The sequence below is a fragment of the Streptomyces sp. JLBG701 genome, assembly GCF_058544905.1.
The window spans coordinates 8,416,488-8,433,757 of record NZ_CM178588.1 but is presented as its reverse complement, the minus strand read 5'-3'; the positions used below and the strand labels follow the sequence as shown (position 1 = coordinate 8,433,757).

At 69.7% G+C, this 17,270-nt stretch carries 15 protein-coding genes; 8 read left to right on the top strand and 7 right to left on the bottom strand.

Going from position 1 to position 17,270, the window contains the following annotated elements; translation table 11 throughout:
• The first annotated feature begins 281 nt into the window (after positions 1-281).
• Positions 282-2,738: a DNA gyrase/topoisomerase IV subunit A gene (locus AC5DRG_RS38885; RefSeq protein WP_491804491.1), complete on the top strand. Its 2,457-nt coding sequence runs from the start codon at positions 282-284 to the stop codon at positions 2,736-2,738.
• 4 nt (positions 2,739-2,742) lie between these two features.
• Here AC5DRG_RS38885 and AC5DRG_RS38880 read toward each other — a convergent pair whose 3' ends face one another.
• Positions 2,743-3,825, bottom strand: coding sequence for a CobW family GTP-binding protein (locus AC5DRG_RS38880; protein ID WP_491804489.1), 1,083 nt, complete (start codon positions 3,823-3,825; stop codon positions 2,743-2,745).
• Positions 3,826-4,175: 350 nt separating this feature from the next.
• Between AC5DRG_RS38880 and AC5DRG_RS38875 the strand changes: the two genes are divergently transcribed.
• Positions 4,176-4,703 carry a DUF6082 family protein gene (locus AC5DRG_RS38875; protein WP_491804487.1) on the top strand — a complete coding sequence of 176 codons (528 nt, stop codon included), beginning with the start codon at positions 4,176-4,178 and terminating at the stop codon, positions 4,701-4,703.
• A 265-nt stretch (positions 4,704-4,968) separates the two neighbouring features.
• A complete protein-coding gene (locus AC5DRG_RS38870; protein WP_491804485.1) occupies positions 4,969-5,205 on the top strand; it encodes a hypothetical protein in 237 nt (78 codons plus the stop codon).
• Positions 5,206-5,267: 62 nt separating this feature from the next.
• Here AC5DRG_RS38870 and AC5DRG_RS38865 read toward each other — a convergent pair whose 3' ends face one another.
• A complete protein-coding gene (locus AC5DRG_RS38865) occupies positions 5,268-6,440 on the bottom strand; it encodes a citrate synthase/methylcitrate synthase (protein WP_491804483.1) in 1,173 nt (390 codons plus the stop codon).
• A 98-nt stretch (positions 6,441-6,538) separates the two neighbouring features.
• Between AC5DRG_RS38865 and AC5DRG_RS38860 the strand changes: the two genes are divergently transcribed.
• The 4 genes from AC5DRG_RS38860 (at position 6,539) to AC5DRG_RS38845 (ending at position 11,362) form a co-directional block, all read left to right on the top strand.
• Positions 6,539-7,804, top strand: a complete 1,266-nt coding sequence (locus AC5DRG_RS38860; protein WP_491804481.1) for a citrate synthase — start codon at positions 6,539-6,541, stop codon at positions 7,802-7,804.
• A 53-nt stretch (positions 7,805-7,857) separates the two neighbouring features.
• Entirely contained in the window at positions 7,858-8,799 is a 942-nt protein-coding gene (locus AC5DRG_RS38855) for a ferredoxin family protein (protein ID WP_491804479.1), read from the top strand.
• A 125-nt stretch (positions 8,800-8,924) separates the two neighbouring features.
• Entirely contained in the window at positions 8,925-10,685 is a 1,761-nt protein-coding gene (locus AC5DRG_RS38850) for an ATP-binding protein (protein ID WP_491804477.1), read from the top strand.
• A complete protein-coding gene (locus AC5DRG_RS38845; RefSeq protein WP_491804475.1) occupies positions 10,682-11,362 on the top strand; it encodes a response regulator in 681 nt (226 codons plus the stop codon). The genes AC5DRG_RS38850 and AC5DRG_RS38845 overlap by 4 nt, the downstream gene beginning before the upstream one ends.
• 29 nt (positions 11,363-11,391) lie before the next feature.
• Here the strand turns inward: AC5DRG_RS38845 and AC5DRG_RS38840 are convergent, their stop codons facing one another.
• Genes AC5DRG_RS38840 through AC5DRG_RS38830 form a run of 3 tightly spaced genes read right to left on the bottom strand, consistent with a single transcriptional unit; the run spans position 11,392 to position 14,170 of the window.
• Entirely contained in the window at positions 11,392-12,450 is a 1,059-nt protein-coding gene (locus AC5DRG_RS38840; protein WP_491804474.1) for an ABC transporter substrate-binding protein, read from the bottom strand.
• A 51-nt stretch (positions 12,451-12,501) separates the two neighbouring features.
• Positions 12,502-13,365, bottom strand: coding sequence for an ABC transporter permease (locus AC5DRG_RS38835; RefSeq protein WP_491804473.1), 864 nt, complete (start codon positions 13,363-13,365; stop codon positions 12,502-12,504).
• A complete protein-coding gene (locus AC5DRG_RS38830) occupies positions 13,355-14,170 on the bottom strand; it encodes an ABC transporter ATP-binding protein (protein ID WP_491804471.1) in 816 nt (271 codons plus the stop codon). Before AC5DRG_RS38830 ends, AC5DRG_RS38835 begins: the two co-directional genes overlap by 11 nt.
• A gap of 155 nt (positions 14,171-14,325) precedes the next feature.
• Here AC5DRG_RS38830 and AC5DRG_RS38825 point away from each other — a divergent pair, with 155 nt between their 5' ends.
• Positions 14,326-15,018, top strand: a complete 693-nt coding sequence (locus AC5DRG_RS38825; RefSeq protein WP_491804470.1) for a response regulator — start codon at positions 14,326-14,328, stop codon at positions 15,016-15,018.
• 77 nt (positions 15,019-15,095) lie between these two features.
• On the opposite strand, the gene AC5DRG_RS38820 is transcribed toward AC5DRG_RS38825, so the two are convergent.
• A complete protein-coding gene (locus tag AC5DRG_RS38820) occupies positions 15,096-16,688 on the bottom strand; it encodes a monocarboxylic acid transporter (RefSeq protein ID WP_491804468.1) in 1,593 nt (530 codons plus the stop codon).
• Complete coding sequence (locus AC5DRG_RS38815; protein ID WP_491804466.1) at positions 16,685-17,245, bottom strand: DUF485 domain-containing protein; 561 nt, start codon at positions 17,243-17,245, stop codon at positions 16,685-16,687. Before AC5DRG_RS38815 ends, AC5DRG_RS38820 begins: the two co-directional genes overlap by 4 nt.
• Between the last annotated feature and the right edge of the window lie 25 nt (positions 17,246-17,270).

Genomic DNA, 17,270 nt, shown 5'->3' with positions numbered 1-17,270 from the left:
TGCCGTCCTGCCACTGTATGCAAGCGCGCGGACCGGCGGCGAAGTTCCCGGACCGCGTACGCCGAGAGCGAGATCGCGTAGCCTGCGGGCAGCCGTGCCGCAGGAGGGCACGGGTGGGCGCGGGCGGCACCTCGCGGCGCCGGACCGAGCGGCCAACGCCGGGCCCTGGTCCTCGTTGTCAGTGCGCCGGTCCACAATGGTCCGGGTCAGATCCCGTTCACGCATCAGCAAGAGTGCGCCCCTAGCAGGCGAACGACCAGAAACAGGAGGAGCCGGCAGCGATGGCCCGCCGCACCACGAAGACCCCGCCGCCCGACGACTCGTTCGAGGAGAGAATCCTCGACATCGACGTCGTCGACGAGATGCAGGGCTCCTTCCTCGAGTACGCGTACTCGGTCATCTACTCCCGCGCGCTGCCGGACGCCCGGGACGGCCTCAAGCCCGTGCACCGCCGCATCGTGTACCAGATGAACGAGATGGGCCTGCGCCCCGACCGCGGCTATGTGAAGTGCGCGCGCGTCGTCGGCGAGGTCATGGGTAAGTTGCACCCGCACGGTGACGCGTCGATCTACGACGCCCTGGTGCGCCTCGCCCAGCCCTTCTCGATGCGCCTGCCCCTGGTCGACGGCCACGGCAACTTCGGCTCACTGGGCAACGACGACCCGCCGGCCGCCATGCGGTACACCGAGTGCCGGATGGCCGACGCGACGAGCCTGATGACGGAGTCGATCGACGAGGACACCGTCGACTTCTCCCCCAACTACGACGGCCAGGAGCAGGAGCCGGCGGCGCTGCCCGCCGCCTTCCCGAACCTGCTGGTGAACGGCGCGTCGGGCATCGCCGTCGGCATGGCCACCAACATGCCGCCGCACAACCTCGGCGAGGTCATCGCCGCCGCCCGCCATCTGATCCGCTACCCGAGCGCGGATCTCGACACCCTGATGCGGCACGTCCCGGGCCCCGACCTGCCCACCGGCGGCCGGATCGTCGGCCTCACCGGGATCCGCGACGCGTACGAGACGGGCCGCGGCACGTTCAAGATCCGGGCCACGGTGTCCGTGGAGGACGTGACCGCCCGCCGCAAGGGCCTGGTCGTCACGGAACTGCCCTTCACGGTCGGTCCGGAGAAGGTGATCGCCAAGATCAAGGATCTGGTCGGCGCGAAGAAGCTCCAGGGCATCGCCGACGTCAAGGACCTCACCGACCGCAACCACGGCCTGCGCCTGGTCATCGAGGTCAAGAACGGCTTCGTGCCGGAAGCGGTCCTGGAGCAGCTCTACAAGCTGACGCCGATGGAGGAGTCCTTCGGCATCAACAACGTGGCGCTGGTGGACGGCCAGCCCCTCACGCTGGGCCTCAAGGAGCTCCTGGAGGTCTATCTCGACCACCGCTTCGAGGTCGTACGGCGGCGCTCGGAGTTCCGCCGCGGCAAGCGGCGCGACCGTCTGCACCTGGTCGAAGGCCTGCTCACGGCGCTGCTGGACATCGACGAGGTCATCCGTCTGATCCGCTCCAGCGACAACTCCGCCCAGGCGAAGGAGCGCCTGATCGAGCGCTTCTCGCTGTCGGAGATCCAGACGCAGTACATCCTGGACACCCCCCTGCGCCGTCTCACCCGGTTCGACCGGATCGAGCTGGAGTCGGAGAAGGAGCGGCTCAACGCGGAGATCGCGGAGCTGACGCGCATCCTGGAGTCGGACTCCGAGCTGCGCAAGCTGGTCTCCTCCGAACTGGCCGCGGTGGCCAAGAAGTTCGGCACCGAGCGGCGTACGGTCCTGCTGGAGTCGGCCGGCGCCCCGGTGACGGCCGTGCCGCTCCAGGTGGCGGACGACCCGTGCCGCGTCCTGCTCTCCTCGACCGGCCTGCTGGCCCGCACGGCGAACGGCGAGCCCTTCCCGGAGGACGCCGACGCCAGGCGCACCAAGCACGACGTGATCGTCTCGGCGGTCCCGGCGACGGCCCGCGGCGAGGTCGGCGCGGTCACCTCGACCGGCCGCCTGCTGCGGATGAACGTCATCGACCTCCCGCAGCTCCCGGACACGGTGTCGGCGCCGAACCTGTCCGGCGGCGTGCCCCTGTCGGAGTTCCTCTCCCTGGAGGACGGCGAGACGTTGATCTGCCTGACGACGCTCGACGAGTCGTCCCCGGGCCTCGCGATCGGCACGGCACAGGGCATCGTCAAGCGTGTGGTCCCCGACTACCCGTCCAACAAGGACGAGTTGGAGGTCATCACCCTCAAGGAGGGTGACCGGATCGTCGGCGCGGTCGAGCTGCGCACGGGCGAGGAGGACCTGGTCTTCATCACCGACGACGCCCAACTGCTGCGCTACCAGGCCTCGCAGGTCCGTCCCCAGGGCCGCCCGGCAGGCGGTATGGCGGGCATCAAGCTGACGGAGGGCGCGAAGGTCATCTCCTTCACCGCGGTCGACCCGGCGGCCGACGCGATCGTCTTCACGGTCGCGGGCTCGCGCGGCACGTTGGACGACTCGGTCCAGACGACAGCGAAGCTGACGCCCTTCGACCAGTACCCGCGCAAGGGCCGCGCCACCGGCGGTGTCCGCTGCCAGCGCTTCCTGAAGGGCGAGGACTGCCTGTCCCTGGCCTGGGCTGGCCCCGTGCCGGCCAAGGCCGCGCAGAAGAACGGCACCCCGGCCGAACTCCCGGAACCCGACCCGCGCCGCGACGGCTCGGGCGTGTCACTGGCGAAGACGGTGTCGGTGGTGGCGGGCCCGGTGTAACCGGTCAGGCCTCCGGGTCCTGTCCCGGTTCCGTACCCGGTTCCTGTACGTAGCGAAGGACGCCCCACATGCCATGCTCGTCGGCGTGTGGGGCGTCGGCCTTGCACGCCTCCAGTTCCTTGCCGAGCGCGGGCGCGTCGACGCCGGAGCCGATGAGGACGAGCTGGGTGAGGCGGGGCTCTCCGCTCACCCAGGGCTCGGGGTAGAAGCGCAGAAACCGGCCGACGGCGTGCACGCCGTAGCGGTTCAGGGCGTCATGGGCGCCGAAATCGACGTAACCCTTGATCCGGTAGAGCCCCTCGGGCCGGCTGTCGAGGAACTCCATCAACCGGCGCGGGGCGAGGGGCACTTCGGAGACGAAGGACAGGGTGTCGTACGCCGAGTGCAGATGACCGGCGTGATCGGGCTCGTGCTCGTCGTGCTCGTCGTCGTGATCGTGCAGGTCGTCGAAGGTCAACTGCCCGATGCGTTCCTCGGACGGCCGGCAGTCGAAGAGGAACTCGGGGTCGATGCGGCCGTAGGAGGCCGGGACAACGGCGGCGCGGTCGACGAGGGAGCGGACGAGAGCGAGCACGCGCTGGGGATCCGGCGCTCTGTCGAGCTTGTTGACCACGACGAGGTCGGCGAGGCCGAGATGCCGGTCGATCTCGGGGTGCTTCGCGCGTGTGTCGTCGAACTCGGCGGCGTCGACGACCTCGACCAGTCCGCCGTACACGATCCCCGGATGCTCGCTGGCGAGCAGCATCCGCACGAGTTCCTCGGGTTCGGCGAGTCCGCTGGCCTCGATGACGATCACGTCGATGCCGGCGGAGGGCTTCGCGAGCCGTTCCAGGTAGAGGTCGAGTTCGCCGGCGTCGACAGCGCAGCACAGACACCCGTTGCCGAGCGAGACGGTCGAGTCGCCGAGTGCGCCCGCGACGGCCATGGCGTCGATCTCGATGGCACCGAAGTCGTTGACGATGGCCCCGATACGGCTGCCTCCGCTGCGGTGGAGGAGGTGGTTGAGCAGGGTGGTTTTGCCGGAGCCCAGGAATCCGGCGAGTACGACGACCGGGATCTGCCGGGGATGCGGGCTCGGCTGACTCACTGTGCGACCTCTCTCACACCGACGCGTGCACCGGCTCACGCACCGGCGTATTTACGGGAAATGAATGCCGCCCCAGGATACGAGCCAGGAGAAACGCCTCTGAGTGAACGATTGTTAGCACCGCCCACTGGGCAAACGTTGGGCATGGCGCCGGATCGCGCGACCCGTGCATACCTCCGTGCGCCTCCTCTCCGCCTCCCTGCCGATCAGAGCCGCTCGGCAACACTGGGAGACGGCAAGCGCCGCCCATCGCTCGCCGGTCCCCTTCAGTCGACCCACAACCGACGACCGGCGGACGGCCGCCTGATTCGGGGGTTGACATGGTCACACAGATTGTTGCTTGGGGGAGGGTGAGGTCCGCAGCCGTCGCGGGCCTCGCGGTCGCGGTCGGCACCGCGACCGCGCTGACCAACCACCTTCGTCGATATGACGAGTTGCGCCGTCGGCTCGACCGCATCGAGCAGGCCGGAGAGTGGCAGCGCCACGCGGATCTGTCCCAGCAGCAGCAGTTGCTGATCGGGCTTCTGATGAAGGCCATGGACGACCCGGACCTGGCCGCCGTACTGGACACCTACGAGACCGAGGTACCGGCGCGGACCCAGCGCCAGTTTCTCTTCGCCAACGCGCTCTACACCAACGCTCTACACGCGTATCGCATCGGGCTCGTCAACATGGAGGAGCTTCGCGGGCACCTCAGGATGATCTGCCGCAACGCGGTCTTCCGGCAGTACTGGGAGGCCACCCAGCATCACCGGGCCAGCCTGGAGGAGGCTTCGGAGGAGGCGCAGATGGGCCGGATGGTGGATCAGCTCGTCCAGGATCTGGACGACGCCGAGGAGTGGTGGGTGGCCGGCGACATCCCGAGCGACGATCAGTAGTCGCCCAGCGGTCGCCGGGAGCCTTCTTCCGCCCCATCCGAAACACAGATTTCACTCTTGGGGTTCGGCCTCTGCCCAAAATCACGCCTCGAAAACCGCTAGGTTTGGGCTGCCCCTCGTCTGGGCACTCCGGGTGCCACCCGCACCTGGAGGACCACTTCGCGCGCCCAGGCGTACCCCTGCCCGATCGGCGCCGATCGCTCCGAGGGACCCCTGTGCTCGGAGCGCTCATCCACTCCGAGTTTCAAGGATTCGTGATCCCCCGGTGAAAATCGTGCGTCGAGTTGGGGCGTCTCCGCGTGAGCGGGGAAGCCTGAGCGGCCAGTCCTGTCCAGACATCTTTGAACTGAGTGACGGCAACTTCGCCGTCATCGGGACAGAGGCCACGAAGGTGCTCGATGACGAGCTGCCGCACGACGCCTCGCGTGCGGACTACGAGCGCATCGTCGTCATCACCCGGGAGACGCTCATCCGGGCCAAGGCGGAGATCCCGGACGCCTAGCCGCACCCCACGCGCCTGCACGGCCTGCCCGCGCCTCACGGTGCGGGCAGGCCGTCGCCGTTTCAGGCCGCCCCCTCCACCGGCACCTCCACCGGCGCCCCCGGCCCCACATACCGCGCCGCAGGCCTGATGATCTTCGGGTCCTCCGCCTGCTCCAGGATGTTGGCACTCCAGCCCACCACCCGCCCGGCCGCGAACGTCGGCGTGAACATCTCGCGTGGCAGTCCGCAGAGCTCCATGACCACGCCCGCGTAGAACTCGACGTTGGTGTGGAGTTCGCGGCCGGGCTTCAACTCGGCCAGGATCGCCTCGACGTGGCGTTCGACCTCGACGGCGAAGTCGACGCGCGGGCCGCCGAAGCGCTGGGCGACCTCGCGGAGCATCCGGGAGCGCGGGTCCTCGGTGCGGTAGACGGCGTGCCCGAAGCCCATGATCCGGTCGCCGGCGAGGACGCGTTCACGGATCCAGGGGTCGATGCGGTCCGAGGTGCCGATCGCATCCAGGGTGTCCAGGGCCCGGCTCGGCGCACCGCCGTGCAGCGGGCCCGACAGCGCCCCCACGGCGCCGACGAGACAGGCCGCCACGTCCGCGCCCGTCGACGTGATGACGCGTGCCGTGAAGGTTGACGCATTGAATCCGTGGTCAATGGTTGAGATCAAGTATTGCTCGATGGCCCGGGCCTGCTGTGGATCCGGCTCCGAACCCGTCAGCATGTAGAGGTAGTTCGCCGCGTACGAGAGATCCTCACGCGGCTCCACCGGGTCGAGCCCCTGCCCCAGCCGGTGCAACGCGGTGAGCAGCGTGGGTACGGCCGCGGCCGCGACGAGGGCGTCCTCGCGGCGCCGGTCCGTGTCGATGTCGTACACGGGGCGGAAGCCCTTAGCCGCTCCCAGCAGCGACAGCGCGGTGCGCATCCCGGCGAGCGGGCCGGAGGGCCCACTGGCCGCCGCGATGGCGGGCAGGGCCGCGCGTACCTCGTCGGGCAGCCGGCGCAGTGCGGCGGTCTCGGCGGCGAAGGCCTCCTGCTGTCGGGCGTCCGGCAGTTCGCCGTGGACCAGGAGATGCCAGACGTCCTCGAAGCTGCGGGTCCGCGCGAGTTCGACGGCGGAGTACTGGCGGTAGTGGTAGAAGCCTTCGAGTCCTCGGACATCACCGATTCGGGTGTCGGTGACGACGACGCCCGCGAGTCCCCGCGGTACGTCGACAAGAGTGGCTGCGGCCCTGTTGATGGACATGTTTCCTCCCTGGACTTGATTCGACTGTCCATGCTTGACTCAACCTCTGTCAATATTGATTGAATCAATATGTTGTCCATACGGATACGGTGACCCTCATGCGCGACCAAGAACCCGCCGAACCCGCCCCCGATCACACCGAGCGCCGGCTGAGCACCAAGGAAGCCGCCGAACTGCTCGGCGTGAAGCCCGAGACCGTGTACGCGTACGTGAGCCGCGGTCAGCTGGGCAGCCGACGTGTGCCCGGTGGCCGGGCCAGCACCTTCGACGCCCAGGAAGTGGAGGCGCTCGCCCGGCGCAACAGGCGGGAGAGCGGCGGGAGTTCGGGCTCCGACGGCGAGCTGTCCGTTCGGACCCGCATCACACTCATCGACCACGACCGGTACTACTTCCGGGGCGTCGACGCGACGGAACTGGCCGCACGGCACTCCTACGAGGAGATCGCCGAGTGGCTGTGGACCGGCGGGCTGCGCCCCGGAATCACGTTCGCCGCGCCCAGGGCGTCCGTCGCCGTCGCCCGCCGCGCCGTCAACGCCCTGCCAGAACACGCCGGGCCCACCGACCGGTTGCGGGTCGCGACGATCGCCGCCGCGGTCGCGGACCCGCTGCGATTCGACCTCTCCGAGGACGCCGTGCTCGGCACCGCGCGCATCCTCATCCCCACGCTCGTCGCCGCCCTCCCGCCGGTGCGGCGCGAGCACACCGATGAGGGCCCGCTGGCCCACCGGCTGTGGGCACGGCTGAGCGGACGCCCCGCCGACGAGGCGTCACTTCATGCGTTGGACACGGCACTCGGGCTGCTCGTCGACCACGACCTGGCCGCCTCGACGCTCGCCGTGCGCGTCGCCGCTTCGGCCCGTGCGCACGCCTACGCGGCCGTCTCCGCCGGGCTCGGCGTGATCGAGGGCCCCCTGCACGGCGCCGCCAGCGGACTCGCCCACCGGCTGCTGCTCGACGTACTCGACCGCGGTACCGCTGGACCCGTGATCGCCGACGAGTTGCGGGCCGGCCGCCGCATTCCGGGACTCGGCCACCGGCTCTACACCGGCGAGGATCCACGCGCGCGTGCGCTGTTCGGCCTCCTGAAGGAGCTCCCCCAAGCCGATCCCGCCCTCGCCGCGGCCCGCGACATCGTGACCACCACCGCCCGGCACGCCCCGCTGCACGCCAACGTCGACCTGGCACTCGCCGTGCTCACCGTGTCCTGCGGCATGCCCTCCACGGCGGGCGAGACCATCTTCGCCGTCGCCCGGACGGCCGGCTGGATCGCCCACGCCCTGGAGGAGTACACGGAACGCCCGCTGCGCATGCGTCCCAGCGGCAACTACGTCGGTGCGCGGCCGCCCCAGCCCCTGCCGGAGTAGGACACAGCCCATCCGGAAGTCGCGCTGCACCAAGTCAGGTTAGGCTCACCTTTGTGAGTACGTGCGCGACCGTATCGCGGGACTTCGACGAGCCCATCTCCGGAACCGCGGCCACGGCGACAACATGGCTGCTGCTGGAACAGCCCGGTCCCTGGGGTGCCAAAGCGCTCACCGCGAGCCACCTGGACCCCGCGCTGGGCCGCGCCCTGGAGGCTGCCGTGCAGGGCACGGGCGTACGTATCGCGCTCATCCGCCGTCCGGGGCGGCACGCCGACCCCCGTACGCCCTCGGTTCGCCATGTGTATGCGGCCCACACCGTTCCCGGAAACGTATGGCTGCAGAGCACCATGACCTCCGACCCGTGGCAGCTGCTCGACCTCGACTTCGCCGCACTGGGCGCGGGTGACCACCACACCTTCGACTCCGCACTCCAGGGCGAGCCCCACACAGGCGAACCGCTCGCACTCGTCTGCACCAACGGTCGACGCGACCGCTGCTGCGCACTCCTCGGCCGCCCCCTCGCGGCCGAGCTCAACGCCTCCGGAGTGGAAGGCGTCTGGGAGGTCACCCATCTGGGTGGTCATCGCTTCTCGCCGACGCTCCTGGTGCTGCCGCACGGATACGCCTACGGCCGCGCCGAGGCCCACGCCGTCAAGGAGATCCTGCTCAGCGTCGAGGAGGGACGGATCGTCGTCGAGGGCTGCCGCGGCCGCTCGGCCTGGGAGCGCCCCGGCCAGGCGGCGGAGCTGGCCGTGCGCACGGCGGCCGGCGAGTACGGGGCGGACGCGCTGCGTGTCGTACGGACGGACGGGGCGGCTCCGCGCTGGGAGGTGACCGTCGCGCACGTCGACGGGCGCCACTGGCGGGTCGTCGTGGCCCAGGGCACGTCCCTGCCGCCCCGCCCGGAGAGCTGCGGAGCCTCGGTGCTGGGCTCGCCCGCGCGGATGGACGTGGTCGCGGTGCGGGAGCTGACGGTCACGAAGCTCGCGAGCTGAGTCTCCGGGCGCCTGGGGCATCCCGACTCTCCCCGGACTTGGTCAGGCGTTTCCCCAAGATCCGGTCAAGAGATCCACGCCACACCCCTACGGCAGCGCCCGCCCGTCCACGTACCGTCGTGGGTATGAGCCCCACTCCCCCCGCACGCCGTCTGCGCCTAGGTCTGCCGCGGCGGGCGTTCTCGCAGGTCCTGCTGATGCAGGTGGCGATCGCCGCGGGAGTCGCGGTGCTCGCGACCGGACTGTTCCTCGCGCCGCTCGGCAAGCAGCTGGACGACCAGGCCATGCGCCGCGCGCTCGCGATCGCGCAGACCACCGCGCAGCAGCCGCAGATCGCCGAGGACATCCTGCACACCGCCCCGGCCACCGACGGTCCCGTGCAGCGGGAGGCGGAGCGGATCCGGAAGGCCACCGGGGCCGAGTACATCGTGGTGATGGACTGGCGGGGAATGCGCTGGTCGCACACGGACACGAAGCAGATCGGCGGATACGTCTCGACCGACCCGGCCGAGGCCCTGGCCGGCAACGAGGTCATGGAGATCGACGAAGGCACCCTGGGCCGCTCCGCGCGCGGAAAGGTGCCGCTGCGCGACGCCGACGGCGAGATCATCGGGGCCGTCTCGGTCGGCATCGCCTACGACAGCGTCCGGGCCCGGCTGATCAACGCGATCCCGGAGCTGCTGGCGTACGCGGGTGGCGCCCTGGCCGTGGGCGCGCTGGCCGCCTGGCTGATCTCCCGCCGGGTCCAGCGGCAGACCCGGGACCTGGCCTTCTCGGACATCTCGGCGCTGCTGGCGGAGCGTGAGGCGATGCTGCACGGCATCCGGGAGGGCGTCGTGGCCCTGGACCGCACCGGCCGCATCCGCCTCCTCAACGACGAGGCACGGCGCCTGCTGGGCATCGGGGACGAGGCCCTCGGCCAGACCCTCGACGAGGCGCTCGGTGAGGGACGTACGGCCGATGTCCTGGCCGGCCGGGTCACCGGCACCGACCTGCTCACGGTCCGCGGACAGCGGGTCCTGGTCGCCAACCGCATGCCCACCGACGACGAGGGCGCCGTCGCCACCCTGCGCGACCGCACCGAGCTGGAGCAGCTCGGCCGCGAGCTCGACTCGACCCGCGGTCTGATCGACGCCCTGCGCGCCCAGGACCATGAGCACGCCAACCGGATGCACACGCTTCTGGGGCTGCTCGAACTGGACATGTACGAGGATGCCGTGGAGTTCGTCGGAGAGGTGGTCGGCGATCACCGGGCCACCGCGGAACAGGTCACCGAGAAGATCCAGGATCCGCTGCTCGCCGCGCTGCTGGTCGGCAAGGCGACCGTCGCCGGCGAGCGCGGAGTGGCCCTGTGGATCTCGGACCGGACCCGGCTCCCGGACCGGCTGGTCGATCCCCGGGGGCTCGTCACGGTCGTCGGCAACCTGGTGGACAACGCGCTCGACGCCGTCGGGGGCACACCGCACGCGCGCGTGGAGGTCGAGTTGCGCGCCGAGGGCCGTACCGCCGTGCTGAGGGTGCGCGACACGGGGCCTGGAATCCCGCCGGAACAGCGTGAGTTGGTCTTCACCGAGGGCTGGTCCACCAAGAAGCCACCGGAGTACGGCAAGCGCGGCATCGGGCTCTCCCTGGTGCGTCGGCTCGCCGAGCGGCAGGGCGGCAGCGCTGCGGTGAGCGAGGCGCTCGGCGGTGGCGCGGAGTTCACGGTCGTCCTGCCCGAGGCGCTGGCCGAGCCGGATCTGGAGCCGGCCGCCACCGTGCCGTCGGGCCCGGTGACCACCGACCCGGGCGCGGAGAACGCTGCGTCAACCCGGGAGAATGCCGTCCCGGCCCCGGTGAACGCCCTCGCGGCCCCGGAGAGCGCCGCCAAGGAGGAGTCGCGATGATCGAGGTCCTGGTCGTGGACGACGACACCCGGGTCGCGCGCGTCAACGCCGCCTACGTCGAGAAGGTGCCGGGCTTCCATGTCGCGGGCGAGGCCCACAACGCGGCCGAGGCGCTACGGCAGCTGGAGTCGCTGCCCCGTCTGGACCTGGTCCTCATGGACCACTACCTGCCCGACGAGACGGGCGTCGCGGTCGTCCAGGAGATGCGCCGGCGCGGCCACCAGACCGACGTGATCATGGTGACGGCGGCCCGGGACGTGGCGACCGTACAGGCGGCGATGCGACAGGGCGCGCTGCAGTACCTGGTCAAGCCGTTCGCCTTCGCGGGCCTGCGCGCCAAGCTGGAGGCGTACGCACAGCTGCGTCGCACGCTCGACGGCGGCGGGGAGGCCGAACAGGCCGAGGTGGACCGCATCTTCGGCGCCCTGTCCACGACGTCGGAGCCCGAGCTGCCCAAAGGGCACTCACCCACCACCGCCGAGCTCGTCCGCCAGTCCCTGATGAACGCCGAAGGCCCCCTGTCGGCCCAGGAGATCGCGGAGCGGACGGGCGTGAGCCGGCAGACCGCCCAGCGCTATCTGAAGCTCCTGGAGCGCACGGGACGGGCCAGGCTGACCCTCAAGTACGGCGACGCGGGCCGCCCGGAACACCGTTACGTGTGGGCGACCCGCGCCTGACAGCTGTAAGCATCCGATCCCTACGGCTGTCAGCCCGCCGCCTTCTCCACGAACTCCGTCGTGTACGTCTTGCTCAGATCCACGTCGGCGTTCTGGATGTTGGGGTTGAACGCCTTGAGCACCTTCTCGACGGTCTCGGGGCCGTTCGCGGGCATCACACCGTCCTCGGTGAACATCGGCAGCGTGCTCTTGATGGCCTCGGTGTAGAGCGCCTTGTCCCCCTGCGAGTAGTCGGCCGGCATCTCGTCGGCGATCTCGGAGGCACTGTGTGTGGACATCCACTTGAGTGTCTTGACGAATGCATTGACCATCTTCTGGACGGTGTCCTTGTGGCCGTTCACCCAGTCCGTCTGCATGTACAGACTGGACGACGGATACGGCCCGCCGAGCGCCTCCTGGGATCCCTCGGGCGTCCTCATGTCGACGAGGATTTGGCCGGCCTTCTTGTCCAGGATCGTCGCGACGGTCGGATCGGTCGTCATGCCGCCGTCGATCGAGCCCTGCTGGAGTGCCGAGATGAAGGTCGGCCCCGCGCCGACGGCGACCGGCGTGAACTCGCTGACCTTCACGCCGTTCTTGACCGCGAGGTACTTGGTGAGGAAGTCGGTCGAGGAGCCTAGGCCGGTGACCCCGAGCTTCTTGCCCTTGAAGTCCTTGGGCGAAGTGATGTCACCCGCCGCCTTGTTGGAGACGATCTCGACCTCGCCGGGCGCGTGCGAGAACTGCACGACGGACTCCACGGCCTTGCCCTTCACCTGGAGGTCGAGGGTGTGGTCGTAGAAGCCGACGGCCCCCTGGACCTGTCCGGAGACGAGCGCCGTCTCGGCCTGGACGCCGGCCGGCTCGCTCAGCATCTCCACGTCGAGGCCCTCGGCGTCGAAGTAACCGAGCCGCTGGGTGAGCATCGCCGGCAGGTAGATGACCTTGTCCAGGCCGCCCACCATGATCTTGACCTTCTCGCCCTTGCCGTCTCCCTTTCCGGAGTCGGCGGAGGCGGTACTGGCCGCGTCATTGGCGCAGGCGGTGAGGGAGGAGAGGGCGAGCAGGCCGGCGGCGGCCAGTGCCGCGTATCTGGCGGTGTTGCGCATGGTGGTTCACGTCCTTGTGAGAGGGCGGTGCGGGGAGGAGGAGGCGGCTGTTCAGCTGTCCGAACCGGACGGCTTCCAGCGGAAGATGCGGCGCTCGGCGAAGGTGAGCAGCCCTTCGGCGACGAGCGCGACGACGGCGAGGATGACCATCGCGGCGTACACACCGGCCGCGTTGAAGGTCCCCTGGGACTGCGCGACGAGCAGGCCGATGCCCTTGGTGGCGCCGATGTACTCGCCGACGATGGCGCCGATGAGGGCGAAGCCGAAGCTGACGTGGAGGCTGGTGAAGATCCACGAGGTGGCGGACGGTATGACGACCTGAAGCGTCACCCTGCGGTCGCTGGCGCCGAGGATCCGGGCGTTGGCGACGAGATTGCGGTCGACCTCCCGGGCGCCCTGGAAGGCGTTGAAGAACACCGGAAAGAAGACGAGCACGACGGCCGACGCGACCTTGGACGCCGGTCCGAGTCCGAACCAGATGACGAAGATCGGGGCAAGGACGATCCTCGGTATCGAGTTGAGCACCTTGATGTATGGACCAAGAACATCGGCGAGATAGGTGATCCGCCCAAGCGCGATCCCGAACACCACACCGCCGGCCACACCGATGACCCAGCCGAGCAGCGCCTCGTACAGCGTGTACCAGATCTGCTCGCCCAAGGATCCGAGCGCGGTCCCGTGAGTCACCCAGGTGTGGATCTGGTCCCAGATCTTCGAGGGCATCGAGAAGTTGAACGGATCGATGACCTCGGCCCTGGACAGCACCTCCCACAGACCGAGGACTGCGACCAGGAGCAGCACGCGCGCGGCCGCGACGACGATCTTGCGTCTGCGGGCGGCCCTGGCCCTGGAGTGGGCGCGGTCGGGGGTCTTGGCCGTGTCGACGACCGGCGTGGTGAGCACCTCAGGCGACATCGGCTGTACCCCTCTCGCGGGTGATACGGACCTCTTCGCCGAGGGACTCCCAGATCTCGCGGTAGATCTCGATGAACCGCGGCTCCAGCCGCACCGATTCGACCTTGCGGGGCCGTGGCAGATCGATGTCGAAGACGTGCTTGACGGTCGCGGGCCCGGCCGTCATCACGACGACCTTGTCGGCCAGCGCGATGGACTCCTCCAGGTCGTGGGTGACGAAGACGACCGAGGCGCCCGTGCCCTCCCACAGCTCCAGCAGCTCGTCCGACATCAGGGCCCTGGTCTGCACGTCGAGCGCCGAGAAGGGCTCGTCCATCAGCAGGATCTCGGGGTCGTTGACGAAGGTCGCGGCGAGCGCCACCCGCTTGCGCTGGCCGCCGGAGAGCTGGTGCGGATAGCGGTCCTCAAAGGCGGTGAGCCCGACCCGGGCCAGCCACTCACGCGCCTTCCGCTTCGCCTCGGCCTTCGGTACGCCGCGGAAGCGCGGGCCCGCCATGACGTTGGACAGGACCGTGCGCCAAGGGAAAGTAGCGTCCTGCTGGAAGACGAACCCGACCTTGTCGCCGACGCCTGCAACCGGCTCCCCGGCGACCAGGACATCGCCTTCGGAGGGCTCCTCCAGACCGCTGACGAGGGTCAGTGTGGTCGACTTGCCGCAGCCAGTCGGACCGACGACGGCCACGAACTCCCCACGCCCTACGGTGAGATCCAGCCCGTTGACGGCCGTGTGCAGGCCCCCCGACGGGGTCCTGAAGATCTTGCTCGCGCCCCGCAGCTCGATGGCGGGGCTGGTGTCTGCGCTCATGGCCGGGGACCGTAGATGTGGCGTGGGCCACTGCGTCAGTCTTCTGGGCGCATGCGGTTCTTTTGCTTGCAAGAGCCTGTTGTGCTCGTTTTGCGCGCGCTACAACAGCTGAGCCGAAACACGGGCTTAACGCTCGCCGTTGAGAGAGAGGCCCGATGATTGACGTCCTGGTCGTGGACGACGACTTCCGTGTCGCCGAAATAAACGCCAAGTACGTGGGCAAGGTTCCCGGATTCCGGGTGGCCGCCCGTGCGCACAGCGCCGCCCAGGCCCTGGCCACCGTGGAACGCGAGACCATCGACCTGGTGCTGCTCGACCACTACCTGCCCGACCGGACAGGCCTCCAACTCGTGCACCACATGCGGGAACAGGGCCACGGCACCGACGTCATCATGATCACCGCCGCCGGCGACGTGACGACCGTACAGGCCGCGATGCGCCTGGGCGCCCTCCACTACCTGGTGAAACCGTTCACCTTCGCGGCCTTGCGCACCCGCCTGGACTCGTACGCCGCCCTGCGCCGCACCGTCGACCGGGTCGGCGGCCTCGGCATCGCCGGCCAGGAGCAGGTCGACCGGATCTTCGGCGCCCTGCGCACCGCACCCGCGCCTTCGTCCCCCGGCCTGCCGAGCGGCCACTCGGAGCCCACCACGGACCTCATCTGCGCGGTCCTGCACGGCGCCGACCACCCGCTGTCGGCCCACGAGGTAGCCGCGGAAACAGGCTTGAGCCGCTCCACGGCCCAGCGCTACCTCCGCCACATGGAACAGGCGGGCCACCTCCGCCTCTCCCTCAAGTACGGCGACACAGGCCGCCCGGAACACCGCTACGCGTGGGTGGCGCCCTAGCGCAGCCCCACCGGGGGGGGAGCCCGGCAGGCCCGTACGGCGTCGAAAGCGCTCCTACGACGATGAAGGCGCCGCTCCTACGCCGCTCCCGCCCCCGTCAGCGACCGCACCTCGGTCTCCGCGTGCTTGGCCTCGTCCGGGATCTCGGCCGAGGTGACCGTGCCCAGCCAGCCCGCGAGGAAGCCCAACGGAATCGACACCAGGCCGGGGTTCTGGAGCGGGAAGTACTGGAAGTCGACGCCCGGGTACAGCGATTCGGGGCTGCCCGACACCACCGGCGACAGCACGACGAGCAACAGCGCGGGAACCAGCCCGCCGTACACGGACCACACGGCACCGCGCGTGGTGAAGCCGCGCCAGAACAGCGAGTAGAGCAGCACCGGCAGATTCGCGGACGCGGCTACGGCGAAGGCGAGACCCACCAGGAAGGCGACATTGAGGTCTCGCGCCAGCAGACCGAGGGCGATCGCCACCACGCCGATACCGACCGCGGCGGCCCGGGCCACGGCCACCTCGCTGCGCGGCTTGGCGTGCCGACGTTTCAGGGACGCGTACAGGTCATGGGCCACGGACGCCGAGGAGGCGAGTGTGATGCCGGCGACCACCGCGAGGATCGTTGCGAAGGCGATGGCGGCGACGATCGCGAACAGAACTGTTCCGCCCGTGGAATCGGCGCCGCCGCCCAGGTTGAGCGCGAGGAGCGGCACGGCCGTGTTCCCGGCCGCGTTCGAACTCCGCACGGCATCCGGCCCGACGAGCGCGGCCGCGCCGAAGCCGAGGACGATCGTCATCAGATAGAAGCCACCAATGAGCCCGATCGACCAGACGACCGAGCGGCGTGCGGCCCGCGCGGTCGGCACGGTGTAGAAGCGGGACAGGATGTGCGGCAGCCCGGCCGTGCCCAGCACCAGTGCCAAGCCCAAGCTGATGAAGTCGAAACGCGCGGTCCAGTCCGCGCCGTACTTCAGCCCGGGCGCCAGAAACGCGTCACCGTGACCGCTGCGCTCGGCCGCTGTGAGCAGCAGTTGGTCGAAGTTGCCGTGAAAACGCACCAGTACGAGCACGGTCAGTGCGATGGTGCCGCTGAGCAGCAGGACCGCCTTGACGATCTGAATCCAGGTGGTGGCCCGCATCCCTCCCAACGAAACGTAGATCACCATGAGTGCGCCGACACCGATGACGGTCCAGGTCTGCGCCGCGTCGCTCGTACCCCCGAGCAGCAGTGCGACCAGGCTGCCTGCACCAACCATCTGTGCCACCAGGTACAGAACGGACACGGTGACCGAGGAAGTTCCCGCCGCGATCCGCACCGGCCGCTCGCTCATGCGCGCCGCGACCACATCGGCGAGCGTGAACCGCCCGCAGTTGCGCACCAGTTCGGCGACGAGGAACAGCACGACCAGCCAGGCCACGAGGAAGCCCACCACATACAGCAGACCGTCGTAGCCGAACAGCGCGATGAGCCCGGTGACGCCCAGGAAGGACGCGGCCGACATGTAGTCCCCCGCGATGGCAAAACCATTCTCCATGGGCGAGAAAAGGCGCCCGCCGGCGTAGAACTCCTCCGCCGAACCGTGCCTCCTGCGGCTCACCCACGTCGTGATCGCCAGCGTGACGGCGACGAACGCGCTGAACAGCAGCAGCGCCAGCGTCTGATGGCTACCGGTCACAGCGCACCGCCTCGGACGCCACGCGTCAGTTCCTGGGTGTCCCAGCGCAGTTCGAGCGCCGCCCGGTCCCTGCGCAGCCGCGCGTGCCGGGAATAGGCCCAGGTGAGCAGGAAGGTGGTGAGGAACTGCCCGAGCCCCGCCAGCATCGCCACGTTCACAGCGCCCGCGACGGGCCGGGCCATCAGCCCGGGCGCGGTCGTGGCGGTCACGATGTAACTCACGTACCAGACGAAGAAGACGGCGACCCCCGGCACCACGAACCTCCGGTACCGGCTGCGCACCTCCTGGAATGCCGCGCTGCGCTGCACTTCGAGATACACGTCGGCCGCGGCCACGGCACCGCCCTCACGCTCCCCCGGTGCGGCCTGTGGGGCGGGAACGGGCACGCCCGCGCCGTCCAACTCGCCCCATCCGGTGGCGAGTGCGTCGTACCAGGGGTCGTCGTACCGCACGTCCCCGGGCACCTCGGCGAGGGCCGGATCATGTACCTCGTGATGCTCGGCCGGACTCTCGTGACCGCCCCCGCCTCCGCGGGGACGACCATTGCTTGACTGCATGCCCAAGGATGGACAGAACGGGAAG

What these genes read in the sequence shown, in the direction of transcription:
- AC5DRG_RS38885 (WP_491804491.1), top strand. Translation starts at nt 282, where the DNA reads ATGGCCCGCCGCACCACGAAGACCCCGCCGCCCGACGACTCGTTCGAG.
- AC5DRG_RS38865 (WP_491804483.1), bottom strand. Translation starts at nt 6,440, where the DNA reads ATGTCCATCAACAGGGCCGCAGCCACTCTTGTCGACGTACCGCGGGGA.
- AC5DRG_RS38860 (WP_491804481.1), top strand. Translation starts at nt 6,539, where the DNA reads ATGCGCGACCAAGAACCCGCCGAACCCGCCCCCGATCACACCGAGCGC.
- AC5DRG_RS38850 (WP_491804477.1), top strand. Translation starts at nt 8,925, where the DNA reads ATGAGCCCCACTCCCCCCGCACGCCGTCTGCGCCTAGGTCTGCCGCGG.
- AC5DRG_RS38845 (WP_491804475.1), top strand. Translation starts at nt 10,682, where the DNA reads ATGATCGAGGTCCTGGTCGTGGACGACGACACCCGGGTCGCGCGCGTC.
- AC5DRG_RS38840 (WP_491804474.1), bottom strand. Translation starts at nt 12,450, where the DNA reads ATGCGCAACACCGCCAGATACGCGGCACTGGCCGCCGCCGGCCTGCTC.
- AC5DRG_RS38835 (WP_491804473.1), bottom strand. Translation starts at nt 13,365, where the DNA reads ATGTCGCCTGAGGTGCTCACCACGCCGGTCGTCGACACGGCCAAGACC.
- AC5DRG_RS38830 (WP_491804471.1), bottom strand. Translation starts at nt 14,170, where the DNA reads ATGAGCGCAGACACCAGCCCCGCCATCGAGCTGCGGGGCGCGAGCAAG.
- AC5DRG_RS38825 (WP_491804470.1), top strand. Translation starts at nt 14,326, where the DNA reads ATGATTGACGTCCTGGTCGTGGACGACGACTTCCGTGTCGCCGAAATA.
- AC5DRG_RS38815 (WP_491804466.1), bottom strand. Translation starts at nt 17,245, where the DNA reads ATGCAGTCAAGCAATGGTCGTCCCCGCGGAGGCGGGGGCGGTCACGAG.